Raw genomic sequence first — 15,401 nt, 5'->3', positions numbered from 1 at the left:
CCGGCCTCCGCCGTCGGGCCCCCTGGAGCTCCGGATTTCAATGCCGGCTGCCCTACGCTGGCTGTATGGCTGAAAGCTACCGCTACGACGTCGGGGTTCTGCACCTGCTGGTCTCCCCCGCGCACGCCTACTTTGGGCGGTCCCGGGATGGCGCCGCCGACGTTCCCACCACTGACGCCGAGACGGTGGAGGTAGTGGCGGGCAAGGGCATCGTTGGCGACCGGTTCTTCGGCAAGGCAGCGCACATGGACGCTGCGGTGACGCTGTTCGCCGTCGAGTCCCTCGAGGCCATCGCCGCCGAGCTGGACGCCGAACCGTTCAACCCCCTGCTGACGCGCCGCAACGTGGTGCTCCGCGGAGTACAACTGGCGCCGCTGCTGGGCCAGGACTTCGTGCTGGAATCCGGCGGGTCATCGGTGTCCCTGCACGGCGGCCGCCATGCCCAGCCGTGTGGCTGGATGAACGAAATGTTGGCCCCCCGTGCACATCCCGCCATGCGGGGCCGCGGCGGCATCCGCTGCCGGGCCCTGTCCGGCGGACTCCTGCACCGCGGCCCGGCCGTGCTGGTCAGCCCGGTGCCGCTGGACCCTGCGCTGGCCGGTCAGGCGAGCGTGCTGCGGCCCTCCCGGCTGCCGTAGGACGCACGCCCGGTGGGACGCGCGACGGCGAAATGCCGCTCCTACGGGCGCTGCACGCCCTGCGCTTCGAGATCCTCAAGCGACGTGCCTTTGGTGTCCGAGGACATCAGGGCGGCCACGGCGGAGACCAGGCAGATGCCGAGCGTCGTCAGCCCGATGGTAAGCGGAACATTGGCCGAGCCGGGAGGGGCGATCGCCGTGAAAATGCTCGGGAAGAACGACGCGATCATGAGCCCGATGTTCTGCGACACCGCGAAGCCGGTCACGCGGATCCGCATGGGGAACTGCTCCTGGAAGAACGTGGCAAACGTAGCGTTCCACATCTGGAAGAACATGCCCTGCACGATGACCACGCAGACGAACACCAGTGGCAGGCTCCCCTGCTCGATCGCCCACAGGTAGCCCGTTACCAGGACTCCGCCGAGGACGCCGCCGGCAGCCATCAGCATCCGCCGGCCGATCCTGTCCGACAGCGCGCCGAACAGCGGGATGGTCACCACGGCCGCGATGTTGGCCACCAGCGTCACCCACAGGAACTCGCTGCTGGAGAAGCCGTTGCCGTAGCCCTTCTGGGTGGCAAAGGAGACGCCGAAGATCAGGGTGGCCATGCCGATGACGTTGGTGAAGGTCATGAGGACGCAGCGGACCAGGACTCCGGGCCGGGTGCGCAGCAGTTCAACGAGCGGAAAGCGGCGCGTGGTTTCGGCAGTTCCGGACTGGGCCGCGTACGTCGGCGGCTCCTGTACCCGGCGGCGGATGAGGTAGCCGGCAAGGATGACGACGGCGCTGAGCAGAAACGGAATGCGCCAGCCCCAGGAGCCGAACTGGTCAGCTGGGAGGAGGGCGGCGAGCGGGAGCAGGACCGCGGTGGCGAGGATCGAACCCACCTGGGTGCCCTGCAGGCTGAAGCTTGCAAAGAAGCCGCGCCTGGCGTCTGGTGAGTGTTCCACAATCATGGCGCTGGCGCCGCCGAGTTCGCCGGCCACCGCGAAGCCCTGGATGAGGCGGAGGATCACCAGCAGGGCGGGGGCGAGGAGGCCCACCTGCCCGTAGGTGGGCAGGAGCCCGACGGCAAAGGTTGCGAAGCCCATGAGCAGCATGGCGAAGACGAGAACCTTCTTGCGTCCGTGCCGGTCACCGTACGCCCCAAGAACCACGGCGCCAACCGGGCGCGAGACGTAGCCGACGGCGTACGTCGCCAAAGAGGCAATGATCCCCACGGTGGGGTTCTCCGCCGGGAAGAAGATGGTGGGGAAGATCAGCGTGGCAGCCAGCGAGTACAGAGCGAAGTCGTAGTACTCGAGGGCGCTGCCGATCCAGCCGCTCAGGGCCGCTTTCCTCGGGTCCCGCGAACCGGTTCCGGCAGCGGGCCTGGAGGAAACCACGCGGGTTGGGGTGGTGCTCATGTTGCTTACGTCCTTCGTCTTCATTGGCAAGGAACCGGACCGCTGGATACAGCAGTGCCCACGGCTGGTGTCTGCGCCGCAGTCGGCCCGCCTGGGGCCGGAGCGTCAGCTCTTGAATCGATTCATCCAATATAGAAGGTGACGTGGATTACGTCAACGGGCAAGCGCTATCCCACAGGCGCGGCCTGGGCCGGCTGGCGCTATCGGCTAGCGTAGTAGGCCGCTGCCATGTCCTGCTTTGTGCGCCCCTGCTCCGCCGCCCTGTCCAGCCGGGCCGCGTAAGCTTCAGCGCCATCGAGTTTCAGGCCCTGTTCGGCGGCCGCGTCGACAATGAGGTGCGCATCCTTGCGCGCGGTGTCCACAGCGAAGGAAGCAGGCTCCAGGCCGCCGTCCATGATGAGGCCCATCTTGGTGCGCAGGTAGGGAAGATCAAGGCCGCCGCCGTCGAGCACGCTGAGGAACTGCTGCGGATCAACGCCCAGGGCCTCGGCCAGGCCCACCACCTCGCCGGCGGCATTGGAGGCAGCAATAACCCAGCTGTTGACCACGAGTTTGAGCCGGGCGGCAGACCCTTTCGACGGGTCATCACCAGTCCAGATGGTTCGGGCGCCAATGGCGTCAAGGACCGGCGCCACGCGCGGGCGAACCGCCTCAGGTGCCGCCGCCAGCACCAAAAGCTGGCCTGCTTCAGCAGGAGCGCGGGTGCCGGAAACAGGCGCCTCCACCAGGTCCAGGCCAAGCCCGGCAGCCAGTTTGGCCAAAACGGGCACGTCCTGGACGCCCACGGTGGTGGACTGGACCCAGGCCGTGCCGGGCCGGATCCCGGGGGCGGCGGCCTGGATGACTTCCTCCACCGCGGCGGCGTCGTAGAGCATGGTCAGGACCACGTCGGCCGCCTCAACTGCTTCGGCAGGGTTGGCGGCACGCCGGGCCCCGTCGGAAGCCAAGGGTTCCGTCTTGGCTGCGTCCCGGTTCCACACCGAAACCTCGTGGCCGGCCCGCAGGAGGTTCCGGGCCATGGCAGCCCCCATGATTCCTGTCCCGAGCACAGCCACTTTGAGTTTGGTATTCATCGAGTCATCCTCCTGGTTGCGTTGGTCTCTTCCCACCTACTCAACGTCTCCAGGATTCCCTGACTTATTCACATGACCACGTTCGGCACAGATGCTCCCGCAGAATGTCGGGCCCCCGACCTAGACTCGTACCCATGAGCGACAGCAACCAGGAAACAATCGGCAGCCCGGAACCCGAACCCAATGCAGGCCTCAACAGGGACCCGGAAGACTGGGTTACCGGGGATGAACCCATGACGGCGGCCCAGCGCAGCTACCTCGATACCCTTGCCCGCGAGGCAGGAGAAGAACTTCCCGCAGACCTGAGCAAGGCGGAGGCGTCAAAGCACATTGACAGGCTGCAGCAACGCAGCAACCGCGTAAGCGGCGAGGCGGACAGCAGCACCGGCAGTTAGAACCGGCGGACTATGTCCCGGGTTGCCTGAAGGGCTCTACCAGGCCTGGTGTTCGCGGGTGAGGCCGAATGGAACCGTCTCGCTGAGGTCGACCGTGAACTTGTCAGCCCCGTGCCGGGTAACCAGGATGCCGTAACGCTTGCCGTCAAATGCGTGGGCCTTGGCGGCTGCGACGGCAGCATCGAGCTCGCTGTCCATGCTGTGGCGGTCGGACACGGTAAGGGTCAAGGGGAAGTTCATGGATGTTGCCTGTGTCTTTCAAGGGATTGGTGGGCATACTCCCGCCTGGCGCTCCCCCTGGCTGCATGGGCGGGTGGCATTTTCGTGCCTGACCCATGGTGCCCCAGGAGCCAACTGCCAGCAACTTTAGATAAATGACGCAGGTCAGTGCCTCGGACAACTCGATCCACGCTGACAATTATTGGCCGCAAGGCCCCGTCAATTAGAGTTGGACAGGAGTGGAAGCCCATTTTCAGGGCTTCCAGCTGCCCCTGAACCCTGCCCCGTGGCCGTACCGAGACATTTTGCGCCACCGCTGACTGTGCAACGACCTGACAAGGATTCCGCCATTTCCACCGACGCTCTTTTCGGCAATCTGACCAGGATGCGCAACGTTGTCCTCCCTGCCCCCGTGCGGAGGGGGCTGAACTCCAAGCGTGGCCTGCTGGTCGGCTTCATTGTGGTCCACCTGGTCTTCCTGCTCTTCGCGGAGTCCCTCTCCCTGCGCGGCGAGGCCTTCAGCGATACCTTCATCTACCGCGACTGGGCCATGGCGGGCTTCAACGATGCGAATCTCCGGGGCGGCCCAAGCCCCTGGGTCTACCCCATCCTGGCCTTGATCCCCATGGCCATCGCCGGCCTGGCAGGACCGGCACCGTTCTTTTTCCTTTGGGTCCTCATGACCACGCTCCTCAACGGCTGGGCGCTGCTGAAACTCACAGAGCGCGGGCGCAACGCCAATGCCATCCCCGCCGGCTGGTGGTGGCTCGCCTTTACCTTCCTGATGGGCTGGCTGGGGTTCGCCCGGGTGGACGGCCTCACCGCACCGCTGGTCCTCGTGGCCCTGGCCTACGGTGTCAAACGTCCGTTCATCGCCTCCATCCTGCTGGCAGTCGGCACCTGGGTGAAGGTCTGGCCGGCGGCCATCATGCTGGCGCTTTTCGCCGTCGTCAAAAACCGCCTGCTGGTGGTGCTGGCAGGAATCGCGACGACGGCAGGCGTCGTTGCGCTGGCAGCAGCACTGGGCAGCGTCCCCAAGTTGCTGAACTTCCTCACCCAGCAGGGCGACCGCGGCATGCAGCTCGAGGCAACGTTCACCACCCCTTGGCTCTGGCTCTCTGTCCTGAACGTCGGTGGCTCCCGCATGTACATGAACACGGATATCAACTCCATGCAGGTGGACGGCCCGGGCACCGCCACCATGTCCGTCCTGATGCAGCCACTCCTGGTCCTGGCTGCCCTGCTGGTGGCGGGGCTGACTTTCTGGGCCCTCCACAACGGGAAGCAGCACAAGGTGGCCGGCGGCGTGGACCGCACGGAACTGCTGCTGGCCGGCTCCCTGACCCTGGCCACCGCCTTCGTGGTCTTCAACAAGGTGGGCTCGCCCCAGTTCATGGTATGGCTCGGCCCGGCCGTCGCCGTCGGCCTGGCGCACAGCTGGCGCGAATGGCGGATCCCCGCGCTGATGCTGATCGCCATCGCCGTGGCCACCTACTTCATCTACCCGCTTTTCTATGACGCCCTCAGCCACAACAACCCGTGGATGGCGTTGGTGCTGACCATCCGCAACGTCCTGCTGGTGGTCCTGTTCCTGTGGAGCGTCCGCCGCCTGTACTCGCTGGGCAAGAAGACCTCCGCACCCGCCCCCGCGCTCAAGGAGACCTGACATTTCCACGAGGTTCTTTGACCGTTTGGTGGCGGTCCGCAGCAAAGTCCTGCCGGCAAAGGTGGTGGCCTGGTTCGCCCGCCCGTCCAGCGTGTGGTGGGGCTTCGCCGTCGTCCATCTGTACTTCCTGGGCTGGATGGCCTCCTTCTTCCTGAACGGCGATACGTTCAGCGACACAGAGCAGTACCGGCAGTGGGCCATGGCCGGGTACAACCCCGCGGACCTGACCGGCAAGATCAGCCCTTGGGTCTACCCGGTGCTGGCGCAGATCCCCATCTTCCTCGCCAACATTGCCGGGCCAAGCCTCTACCTGCTGGTCTGGTTCCTGATCATTACGCTGCTCAACGCCGTCGGCCTGCTCTACCTGACCCGCGGGCCGCGCAGAACCAAGGGCATCGCCCCTGCGTGGTGGTGGCTGTTCTTCACCGTCTTCATGGGCTACCTCAGCTTTGCCCGGGTGGAGGGAATCACCGCCCCCATCGTGCTGATCGCGCTGCTCTACGCGGCGGAGCGGCCGGTGGTGGCGGGCGTCCTGCTCAGCATCGCCACGTGGATCAAGGTGTGGCCTGCGGCTGTCCTGGTGCCCATTGTCATCGCCAGCCACAAGCGCCTCCAGGTGGTGCTGGCGGGGGCCGCCGTCACCGCCGTCGTTGGCCTGGGCACCTGGCTGGCCGGCGGCCTGCCCCACATCATGGATTTCCTCCTGAACCAGGGCGAGCGCGGCATGCAGCTTGAGGCCACCTTCTCCACGCCCTGGGTCTGGCTGAGCGTCTTCCACATCGCGGACTCGAAGATGGCGGACAACACGGCCATCAACTCCACTGAGGTTTACGGTCCGGGCGCCGGCACCGCAGCTTTCCTGATGCAGCCGCTGCTGGTCCTCGCCGCCGTGACCGCTGCCATCCTGCTGGTCCGTGCCATGCGGCGAGGCGCCGAGCGGGAAGAGCTGTTCCTCGAGGGCTCGCTCATGATGGTTACGGCCTTCATCGTCTTCAACAAGGTGGGCTCCCCGCAGTTCATCATCTGGCTGGCGCCGGTGATCATCGCAGGCCTTACCCATGACTGGGAGCGCTGGAAGGTGCCTGCTGCCCTGCTGATGGGCATCGCGATGACAACGTTCGTGATCTACCCGCTGTTCTACACGCCGCTGATCCACGCGCACCCGGTCATGGCGGCCATCCTCACCACCCGCAACGTGCTCTTGGTGGTCCTGCTGTGGTGGTCCGTGAAGCGGACGGCCGAGCTGGGCCGCAAGGCTTCAACGCGGGTCCCGGCGGGAGCCTAACGGCTTCTGGCGCTTCCGGCTAGCGGCTTTCGGACCGGTCGACGGCGGCCGGAGCACCGGATGCGGCAGCGCGCCGTGCCGCCCTGCGCTCCACCGCCCATTGCCAGGCGCGGCGGCCCAAGTCCAGCGGCTTGCCCTCGATGAGCAGTTTGCGGGTGTGGACGTCCAGGACCAGCAGGTAGAACGTGAATGCCAGGGCGGTGAAGAACGCCAGGGACGACGCGTCGATGGGCAGTTCCACGAAGGACCAGACGGAGAGCTGGTCCTGCGCGCCGAACACCACAAAGAACGTCACCCCCACATAGAGCGACCGGATCTGCCAGTCGTCCCGGATGCCGGTAACGGCGAGGAACGGCAGGAACCAGAGGATGTACCAGGGCTGGATGATGGGTGAAAGCATCACGACGGCGGTGAACGCCAGGGCCATCCGGCGCACCGCACGCGAGTAGTCGCCGCGGAACATCAGCAGCAGGACCAGCGCAATGGCGGCCCACTTCATGGCGGTCCGGAGCCAGGTGGCAAGCGTCCCCCCGGGCAGGCCCAGGGCGTTGGCGAGCATCTCCACCTGCTGGCCAAGGAAGCCGGACGGCGAGTAGCCCGTATAACCGGGGGTGGGGTCCATGATGGCCCAGGTCCAGCCGATGCCCAGGTTGTAGGGGATCCCACTCAAAGCCAGCACGCCGAAGCTGATGCCCGCCGTCGCGCCCCACATCAGGAACTTGCGCGGCCACGAAGCGGCGGGGCCCGCCCACATGACCCCGATGAAGGGCAGCAGCAGCACGGTAATGGGCTTGATGCCGACTGACGCTGTGACCAGCAGGATGCCCAGCAGGTAGCGGCGGGTGGCAGCCAGGTAGACGCCGGCGACGGCGAGTCCCACCATGAGTGCGTCGTTGTGGGCGCTGGCGATGAAGCTGATCAGGAACAGCGGGTTGGCCACGGAGATCCAGAGAGCCCGTGCACCGTTGATGCCGTGCAGTTCGGCGAGCCTGGGCACGTAGACGACGCACAGCAGGACGCCGACGCCGGCCAGGAGCCTGAAGAGCAGGACTGACGCGTCAGGCTGGGCACCGGTCAGGCCCACCACGGCGCGCGCCAGCCACAGGAAGTACGGGCCGTACGGGGTCCTGTTCTCGGCCCAGGCGGGGTCGGCCCCCAGCGCGAACCAGTTGTTGAGGGTGGAAATACCCACCTCATACGGGTTCTGGCCCTCCTGGACCAGGCGGCCCTGGCCTGTATAGGCGTAGACGTCACGGGAGAAGACCGGGACGCAAAACAGCAACGGCAGGGACCAGGCGGAGATGGCCACCACCACGGACCGCAGCGACGACGCTCCCCAGTCCCCCAGCCGCTGGCCCAACCTCAGCCAGGACCGCATCAGGAGCATGGCACCGGCCGTCAGCAGCACGGTTGACACCGCCACACCCCACCCTTCGGTGCGGAGCGCGATCACCACCGGCTGGCGGATCATGGGCGAGCCGTTGGCGATCCAGCCCGTGCCGATGGAGCCGACAAACATCATGAGGGCGCCGATGAAACCTTCGATGGTGGCCAGGTAGGCGCGGCCTTTGGCGGGCGCGGAGGCGTCGACCGGTTTGCCCGGCCGGCTCTCCGACGTCTCAAGGTGTGACCCGCCTGCCGTCATGATTGTGTGGTCCCCTACTTTGGTACGGCGCTGGTTGCACCGGCACTATGGGCCGCCCTGCAACCCAGCCATTTTATCAGCCGCGCTTACTGCTGCCCCGGTCCGGGGCCGGGCGGGAAGGCACAGTTTGGCAACAGCGCCGGGTCCCCTACCGGGCGCGCAGCAGCGCCAGGAATTCGTCGGCCATGCCGAGTTGTTCCTCCAACTTGGCACGGCGCCGCGAGGCCTCCTCGATAAAACCGTTCAACTCAGACCGGAACTCCGTAACATCCTGGTCCGGGTGGGCCGCTTCCAGGGCGTCAATGACCTTCAGGAGGCGTGACATGGCTTCCAGGGTGAACCCCAACGGCTTCATCCTGCGGATCAACAGCAGGCGTGTGAAGTCGCGTTCGGTGTAAAGGCGGAAACCGCCTTCGGTGCGCCCGGACGGTTTCAGCAGGCCCACCTCGTCGTAATGGCGGATGGTCCGCAGGGACAGCTGCGAACGGTCCGCCAGTTCACCGATATGCATTGTGGCCACCACTTCTTCAGCGGTCATTTCTTTCACCATCACGTCACCAATCCGGCTCAACCCTCACGTTAGGGTAGTGTTGCACACGCAGCCGACAGTCACCGGCCCGCCTTTTTCCTCCACCCAATTGTCTTCCATGGCAGGGCTGGACCCGTGCGCACCGCGGCGCGCACAACGTTGCCCACCCGCTCTCGAAAGAGCCACGTCCCTGGAGTCGCTCCTTGGCCATCGCCGACCATTTCCGCCCGATCCGGCAACCGATCACCGTCCTCACCGCGCTGCGCTCTCCGCGGCAGCTGTCCCGTGAAGTGCTTGCCGGAATGGTCACCACGCTTGCCTTGGTCCCGGAGGTTATCTCGTTCTCCATCGTGGCCGGGGTCGATCCCATGGTCAGCCTTGTCGCGTCCATCGTGCTTGCCCTGACGATGTCGGTCCTGGGCGGCCGACCTGGCGTCGTCACGGCCGCGGCCGGTTCCGTGGCCCTGGTCATCGCCCCGCTGGTGCACGGGCACGGCGTCCAGTACGTCCTGCCCACTGTGCTCCTCGCCGGCGTGATCCAGGTGGTCTTTGGCCTGGCCGGCCTGGCCCGCCTGATGCGCTTCATCCCGCGGTCGGTGATGATCGGATTCGTCAACGCCCTGGGTGTGCTGATCTTCATGGCCCAGGTACCACACGTCCTGAACGTCCCCTGGCTTGCCTACGTCCTGTTTGCCTTGACGCTGGCCATTATTTTCGTCCTTCCGCGCTTTACCAGGGTGGTTCCGTCACCCCTGGTGGCCATCGTCGTCGTCACGGCGATCGCCATCATTGCAGGCCTCCCCGTTCCGAACGTGGCTGACGAGGGGCCCCTCACGGGCAAGATGCCCGGGATCACCCCTTTTCTTGTTCCGCTGGACGTTGGAACCTTCCAGCTCATCCTGCCCACCGCACTGAGCGTGGCGTTTGTCGGCCTCATGGAAACCCTTCTTACGGCGAAACTGGTGGATGACATCACCGACACCCCCTCGCACAAGGGCCGCGAGTCCTGGGGCCTGGGCGTGTCCAACATCCTCGCCGGGTTCTACGGCGGCATCGCCGGCTGCGCCATGATCGGGCAGACCGTCCTCAACGTGAAGACCGGCCAGGCGCGCACCCGCATCTCCACGGCGGTTGCCGGCGTGTTCCTGCTGGCCCTGGTGACCGGGCTCAGCCCGATCATGGGACAGATTCCCATGGTGGCCCTTGCCGCCGTCATGATGGTCGTCGCGGTCACCACAGTGGACTGGCACAGCGTCAGGCCGTCCACTCTGGGAAGGATGCCCCTGCCGGAGACCATCGTCATGGGTGTCACTGTCGCCGTCGTCGTCCTCACCGGGAACCTTGCCTACGGAGTCCTGGTGGGCGTCGTCCTCGCCATGGTGCTGTTCGCCCGCCGGGTGGCCCACGTTATTACCGTGGAGCGGACTGTGGCGGGCGACGGCGGCAGCGTGCGTTACGAGGTGGTGGGGCCGCTGTTCTTCGGAAGCAGTAATGATCTCGTGGAGCACTTCGCTTACGCGGATGATCCCGCCTCGGTGACCATTGACCTCAGCCGCGCCCAGATCTGGGACGCGTCAACGGTGGCCGCCCTCGACTCGATCGAAACCAAGTACGGGCACCACGGTGCCACGGTGGCCATCGAAGGCCTCGATGAGCGCAGCACCGGGTTCCACCGCCGCCTGACGGGGCACCTGGGCGCCTGAGCGGCCTCGTTTGCAAAGGGGCGGGGCCGCAACATACGGCCCCTCCCCCTTCCAGAAGAACTAGGAGAAGCGCCCCGGCCGGAACGTTGCCAGCATGGGGTGCTTCCGGCCGGTCAGGATCTCGCCGGAAAGGAGTTCGCCGGCGATGAGGCCCAGGGTGGCACCGGAGTGGGTGAAGGCAACGAAGCAGCCCGGCACCTGGCCCAGTTCGCCCAGCACCGGCTCGCCGTCGCCCGGGATCGGCTTGTAGCCCATCTTCCAGGAGGCCGACTTGAGTTCCGGGTTGCCGGCCACCAGCCTGGACGCTTCATCGGCCAGTTCCTGCACCACTTCTTCCGGAATGGTGAACGAGCCGTCCGGGTGCTCGGTGATGTGTTCCTCGTACCAGTCGTGGTCCAGGGCAAACGTGCCGCCCGGGTTGGGCCGGAGTGCCACGCGCGGAGTGTTCAGCACGGCGGTGACGTCGTGCTGCACCTGCTTGGTCACCACCAGCATGGACACGGGGGAACCGTTGGGGATGTGCACGCCCAGGGGTTCGACGACGGCGGGCGTCGCAGCACCGCACGCCACCAGGACGGCGTCGGCCGGGTAGGTCCCGCCCGCCGCGGTCTCCACGCCTGCGGTGCGGCCGCCCTCCACCATGACGGAGGCCTTGCCGGCGTTGAGGACCAGTTCGCCGCCGCGGGAGTGGAACTCCTCCATCAGGAAGTCGATCAAGTCCGGCAGGCTTACCCAGCCTTCGCCGGGGTTGAAGATGGCTTTCTCCGGGACGGCGTCCGCATCGATGCCGGGAGTGGCTGATGCGATCCCTTCCGGGGCGAGCAGCTTGGAATCGTAGGCAATGGACTTCTCGTAGGCGTGCCGGGCCTCTGTGGCATCACCCTGCCCCGCGGCGTTCCACATGAGGCCGCCGCCGAATTGGAGCCATTCCCGGCGGGGGTCGGAGGCGAAGAGGGTGCGGTAGCGGTCCACGCCGGCAACCCGCAGCTGGTGGTAGGGGGTGGACCGTTCGCCGGCGGAGTTGAGCCAGGACAGCGAGCGGCCGCTGGCTTCGCTGGCCAGGCCGCGCTCGGTCAGCAGGATCACGGAGGCACCTTCGCGGAGCAGGTGCACGGCTGTGGAAACGCCCAGGATGCCGCCGCCGATGATCGCGACGCGCTTGGTGGCTGTAGCAGAGGACATTGGTGTCCCTTTCTGTGGAATTCGTGGTTGTGATGGACGCGAACGGCGCATCAACGGAAAAGAGCGGGGAGTACGGGCAGTCAGGCGAGGGCGTGGATGCCCTCGATGACCTTCAGAACTTCAAGCGGACCGGAAGGATCGACGGGCAGCGGCCCCTGCCCGCGAAGGGCGGCGGCCAGCTTCGCGTAGAACTGCGGGTAGGCGCCGCGCTCGGCAGTCACGGGTGATGTTGCACCATCGACGCCCAGGAGCCCCCAGGACTCCTGGGGGTCCAGTCCGTAGGCCGGGTCCGCCGGCGGCATCCCTGCTGCGAGGGCGGGTTCCTGTCCGTCAAGACCCCACTTTGTATAGCCACCCTGGGAACCAAGGACATGAAAGCGGGCGCCGGCCTGGGCAGCCATGCCGTTCATCCACAGCCGTGAGCGGACGCCGGAGGCGTGCAGCAGTGAGACGAAGGCTTCGGTGTCGGCGGCATCCGGATGGGAACCACGGTTGGCCGTCTCTCCGTAACTCCGTTCCACCGGGCCGAACAACTGGATTGCCTGGTCGATCAGGTGGGCGCCGAGGTCATGCAGGATCCCGCCGCCTTCGGAGAGGGACACGGTGTCCCGCCAGTTCCCAAAACCTTCCGGCCGCCACCACTCAAATCGGGATTCGAAGCTGTTAACTTGCCCCAGCGCCCCGGACACCAGGACCTTCTGGAGAGTCAGGAAGTCCGCATCCCACCGGCGGTTCTGGAACACCGTCAGCTGCACCCCGCCGTCGGCCGCCCTGCTGATCAGCTCGCTACCCAAAGCGGACGAGGGCACGAAAGGCTTGTCTACCACGACGTGCATGCCGTGGGCGATGGCCGTTGCGGCCAACCCAAAGTGTGTGTGCGGCGGCGTGCCCAGGATGACGAGGTCCAGGTCAGCGGACAAGGCGAACAGTTCCTCGGGAGTGGCAACAATCCGTGCCTGGGGGTAGAGGCGTTCCGCCTCAGTGGCCCGTTCCGGCTGGGCCGTAACGATCACATCAAGGGAGAAGTCCGGGTTGGCCGAGATCAGCGGCGTGTGGAAGACCTTGCCGGAGATCCCAAAACCGACGACGGCGGTCCGGATGGGTGCCGCTGCAACGCTGTCCATCAGAGCACCTCGGAGAGGAAGCGTTGGAGGCGTTCGCTGCGGGGGTTGTCGAAGAGTTGCGTGGGGGTTCCTGCTTCGACGACTTCGCCTTCGTCCATGAAGACCACCTGGTCTGCGACCTTGCGGGCGAAGCCCATTTCGTGGGTGACCACCAGCATGGTCATGCCGCGCCGCCCCAGTCCGGCCATGAGGTTCAGGACGCCTTTGACCAGTTCGGGGTCCAGGGCGCTGGTGGCTTCATCGAAGAGCATTACTTCGGGTTCCATGGCCAGGGCGCGGGCGATGGCGACGCGCTGCTGCTGGCCGCCGGACAGGTCGCGGGGGCGGTGGTCGGCGCGTTCGGCGAGTCCTACTTCCGCGAGGCGCCGGCGGGCGAGGTCCATGGCCTGGGCTTTGGGCATTCCTTTGACGCTCCAGAGTGCCAGGGCCACGTTTTCCTCGGCGGTGTGGTCAGGGAACAGGTTGAAGTGCTGGAACACCATGCCGATGCGGGTGCGCAGGGTGTCCGGGTTGACGGCCAAGGCACTGTCACCGGCGAGGAGCACGTCGCCGCTTTTGGGTTCATGCAGCCGGTTGATGCCGCGCAGCAGCGTGGATTTGCCGGACCCGGAGGGCCCGATGATGCAGGTAGTGGTGCCCGGGGCGACGGCGAGGCTGACGTTGCGCAGTACCTCGATCTCGCCGTAGGCCATGGTCAGGTTGCGCAGTTCCAGGCTGGAGCCGTGGAATGCCGGGGCGGCTGCGGTGCCGCCCGCGGTGGTGTTTTTGGTTGGCGTGGGCGTGTTCATGTGTTGCTCCCGGTGGTGAGCGGCGAGGCCGCGTCGAGTTCCTTGACTTCCTTCAGGCCGCTGGTGGGTGGTGCAGCCCGGCGCCTGCCCGTGCGGAACTTGTTGTCGAAGTAATTCACCAGGTGCGTCAGCGGAACGGTGATCACCAGGTAGAGGAGGCCGGCGGCCACCAGGGGTGAGAGGTTGCCGGACAGGACGGCGGCGTCCTGTCCCACGCGGAAGAGTTCGCGTTCGGTGACCAGCAGGCCCAGGAAGTACACCAGGGAGGAGTCCTTCACGATGGCGATGAACTGGTTCACGAGGGCCGGCAGGACGCGGCGGACGCCCTGGGGTACCACCACCAGTGCCATGGACTTCGGGTAGCTCATGCCCAGGGCGCGGCAGGCCTCGCCCTGGCCCTTGTCCACGCTGAGGATGCCGGCACGGAAAATCTCGCCGATGTAGGCGCTGGCGATCAGGCTCAGCGCGATGATGCCCAGCGGGTACGGGGATGGGCCGAAGATCGACTGGCTCAGGCGGGCGAATCCCTGCCCGATCAGCAGAATGGTCAGGATGGCCGGCAATCCCCGGAAAAGGTCGGTGTAGATCCGGGCCGGGACCCGCAGCCACTTGGACGGCGAGATGCCCATGACGGCCACTACCATTCCCAGCACCGTGCCAAGCACGGTGGCGGCGATGGAGATGATCAGCGTGTTCAGCAGGCCGACCGCCAGCAGTTGGGGCAGGACCTCGGCCATAGCGCCGAAGTCAAAGAAGGTACGGATGATGGTGTTGAACCAGTCCATGATTGCTCTCAGACGTAGATTGGGTGGAGGTGCCAGGGAGGCCGCGGCCACCGCGGCCTCCCTGGCTTTGCGCCCGAAGGCTTAGGCGCTTACTTGCTCGGCGCCGGTGAGGCGGAGGCGGTCTGCTCGGCCTTGGGCAGGTACTGCTTGGGCATCGGGGAGCCCGGGAACCACTTCTGGTAGAGCTTCTTCCAGGTGCCGTCCTCCATGGCGGCCGCCAGGCCCTTGTTCAGGGCTTCCTTGAACGCCGTCTTGCCCTTGGCCACCGCGAACCCGGCCGGGGCGTCGAAGGATGGAATATCCGCGGCGCTGACCAGGCCGTGCTGGTCCTCATACGCCTTGGCTGCTTCGTAATCCAGGAAGTGGGCGTCCACGGTTCCGCTGTTCACGGCGGCGATGGCGGTGTTGTTATCCGGGAAACGGACCAGGCTCGCTGAGGTGAAGTTCTTCACCGCGTAGGCCTCCTGCAGGGTTCCCTGGACCACGCCCAGGCGCTTGCCGGCCAGGCCGTCAACATTCGTGATCCCCGACGTCTTGGTGGTGATCACGGTCAGGTAACCGGCCAGGTAGCCGTCCGAGAAATCCACGGTTTCCTTGCGCTTGTCGGTGATGCCGATCGCGGCAACACCTGCGTCGAACTGCCCGTTCGCTACCGCGGCAAGGAGCCCGGAGAAGTCCTGGCCGGTGAAGACCACGTTGTCCACACCGGCCCGGTGGGCCACATCCTTGAACAGTTCAACGTCGAAACCCGTGAAGTTACCGGAGGCGTCGGCGAAGGTGTAGGGCTTGGAGTCACCCAGGCTGGCAACGCGGATGGTGCCGGGCTGGATCAGGCCGTAGGGGTTGTTCTCCGTGCTGGAGGCGGCGGAGGTGGAGCCGCAGCCGGAAAGTGCCAGGACCGCGGCGAGTGCTGCGGCGGCAATTCCAGCCGGGCGGAGATTCTTTTTCTTCACAGCGTTGTCC

The 15,401-nt window shown here is 66.2% G+C and carries 15 protein-coding genes; 5 read left to right on the top strand and 10 right to left on the bottom strand.

Translation table 11 applies throughout. From position 1 onward, the window contains the following. Positions 1-65: 65 nt before the first annotated feature. Positions 66-638, top strand: a complete 573-nt coding sequence (locus J7I84_RS00190) for an MOSC domain-containing protein (protein ID WP_214938969.1) — start codon at positions 66-68, stop codon at positions 636-638. A 41-nt stretch (positions 639-679) separates the two neighbouring features. Here J7I84_RS00190 and J7I84_RS00185 read toward each other — a convergent pair whose 3' ends face one another. Together J7I84_RS00185 and J7I84_RS00180 are read right to left on the bottom strand one after the other, a co-directional pair. Next, positions 680-2,044 carry an MFS transporter gene (locus tag J7I84_RS00185; RefSeq protein WP_214938965.1) on the bottom strand — a complete coding sequence of 455 codons (1,365 nt, stop codon included), beginning with the start codon at positions 2,042-2,044 and terminating at the stop codon, positions 680-682. Between the two features lie 200 nt (positions 2,045-2,244). Then, entirely contained in the window at positions 2,245-3,117 is an 873-nt protein-coding gene (locus tag J7I84_RS00180) for an NAD(P)-dependent oxidoreductase (protein WP_214938963.1), read from the bottom strand. Positions 3,118-3,251: 134 nt separating this feature from the next. On the opposite strand from J7I84_RS00180, the gene J7I84_RS00175 reads away from it, so the two are divergent. Next, on the top strand, positions 3,252-3,512 hold the full coding sequence (locus J7I84_RS00175; protein ID WP_214938960.1) for a DUF3072 domain-containing protein: 261 nt from the start codon (positions 3,252-3,254) through the stop codon (positions 3,510-3,512). Between the two features lie 36 nt (positions 3,513-3,548). On the opposite strand, the gene J7I84_RS00170 is transcribed toward J7I84_RS00175, so the two are convergent. Further along, complete coding sequence (locus J7I84_RS00170) at positions 3,549-3,752, bottom strand: hypothetical protein (protein WP_214938957.1); 204 nt, start codon at positions 3,750-3,752, stop codon at positions 3,549-3,551. Positions 3,753-4,116: 364 nt separating this feature from the next. Here J7I84_RS00170 and J7I84_RS00165 point away from each other — a divergent pair, with 364 nt between their 5' ends. Together J7I84_RS00165 and J7I84_RS00160 are read left to right on the top strand one after the other, a co-directional pair. Beyond that, positions 4,117-5,397 (top strand): glycosyltransferase family 87 protein, encoded by a 1,281-nt coding sequence (locus tag J7I84_RS00165; protein WP_214938954.1) that lies wholly within the window; start codon positions 4,117-4,119, stop codon positions 5,395-5,397. A gap of 28 nt (positions 5,398-5,425) precedes the next feature. Beyond that, on the top strand, positions 5,426-6,682 hold the full coding sequence (locus tag J7I84_RS00160; protein WP_214938951.1) for a glycosyltransferase 87 family protein: 1,257 nt from the start codon (positions 5,426-5,428) through the stop codon (positions 6,680-6,682). Positions 6,683-6,701: 19 nt separating this feature from the next. Here the strand turns inward: J7I84_RS00160 and mptB are convergent, their stop codons facing one another. Next, positions 6,702-8,327, bottom strand: coding sequence for a polyprenol phosphomannose-dependent alpha 1,6 mannosyltransferase MptB (gene mptB, locus J7I84_RS00155; RefSeq protein ID WP_214938948.1), 1,626 nt, complete (start codon positions 8,325-8,327; stop codon positions 6,702-6,704). Positions 8,328-8,475: 148 nt separating this feature from the next. After that, positions 8,476-8,865, bottom strand: coding sequence for a MerR family transcriptional regulator (locus J7I84_RS00150; RefSeq protein WP_396020018.1), 390 nt, complete (start codon positions 8,863-8,865; stop codon positions 8,476-8,478). A 194-nt stretch (positions 8,866-9,059) separates the two neighbouring features. On the opposite strand from J7I84_RS00150, the gene J7I84_RS00145 reads away from it, so the two are divergent. Further along, complete coding sequence (locus tag J7I84_RS00145) at positions 9,060-10,559, top strand: SulP family inorganic anion transporter (RefSeq protein ID WP_214938942.1); 1,500 nt, start codon at positions 9,060-9,062, stop codon at positions 10,557-10,559. Between the two features lie 60 nt (positions 10,560-10,619). Here J7I84_RS00145 and J7I84_RS00140 read toward each other — a convergent pair whose 3' ends face one another. From J7I84_RS00140 to J7I84_RS00120, 5 genes are all read right to left on the bottom strand, one after another. Further along, positions 10,620-11,741, bottom strand: coding sequence for an FAD-binding oxidoreductase (locus J7I84_RS00140; protein WP_214938940.1), 1,122 nt, complete (start codon positions 11,739-11,741; stop codon positions 10,620-10,622). Between the two features lie 80 nt (positions 11,742-11,821). After that, positions 11,822-12,865, bottom strand: coding sequence for a Gfo/Idh/MocA family oxidoreductase (locus J7I84_RS00135; RefSeq protein ID WP_214938937.1), 1,044 nt, complete (start codon positions 12,863-12,865; stop codon positions 11,822-11,824). After that, on the bottom strand, positions 12,865-13,653 hold the full coding sequence (locus J7I84_RS00130; protein ID WP_285291122.1) for an amino acid ABC transporter ATP-binding protein: 789 nt from the start codon (positions 13,651-13,653) through the stop codon (positions 12,865-12,867). The genes J7I84_RS00135 and J7I84_RS00130 overlap by 1 nt, the downstream gene beginning before the upstream one ends. Next, complete coding sequence (locus J7I84_RS00125) at positions 13,650-14,438, bottom strand: amino acid ABC transporter permease (protein WP_214938934.1); 789 nt, start codon at positions 14,436-14,438, stop codon at positions 13,650-13,652. Before J7I84_RS00125 ends, J7I84_RS00130 begins: the two co-directional genes overlap by 4 nt. Positions 14,439-14,527: 89 nt before the next feature. Next, complete coding sequence (locus J7I84_RS00120; RefSeq protein WP_214938931.1) at positions 14,528-15,391, bottom strand: ABC transporter substrate-binding protein; 864 nt, start codon at positions 15,389-15,391, stop codon at positions 14,528-14,530. Positions 15,392-15,401 lie beyond the last annotated feature (10 nt).

It is taken from the genome of Arthrobacter sp. ISL-85 (genome assembly GCF_018613675.1).
Taxonomy (GTDB): domain Bacteria; phylum Actinomycetota; class Actinomycetes; order Actinomycetales; family Micrococcaceae; genus Arthrobacter.
Note: the sequence above shows the minus strand (reverse complement) of the source record. Positions and strands in the feature narration are given on the sequence as shown.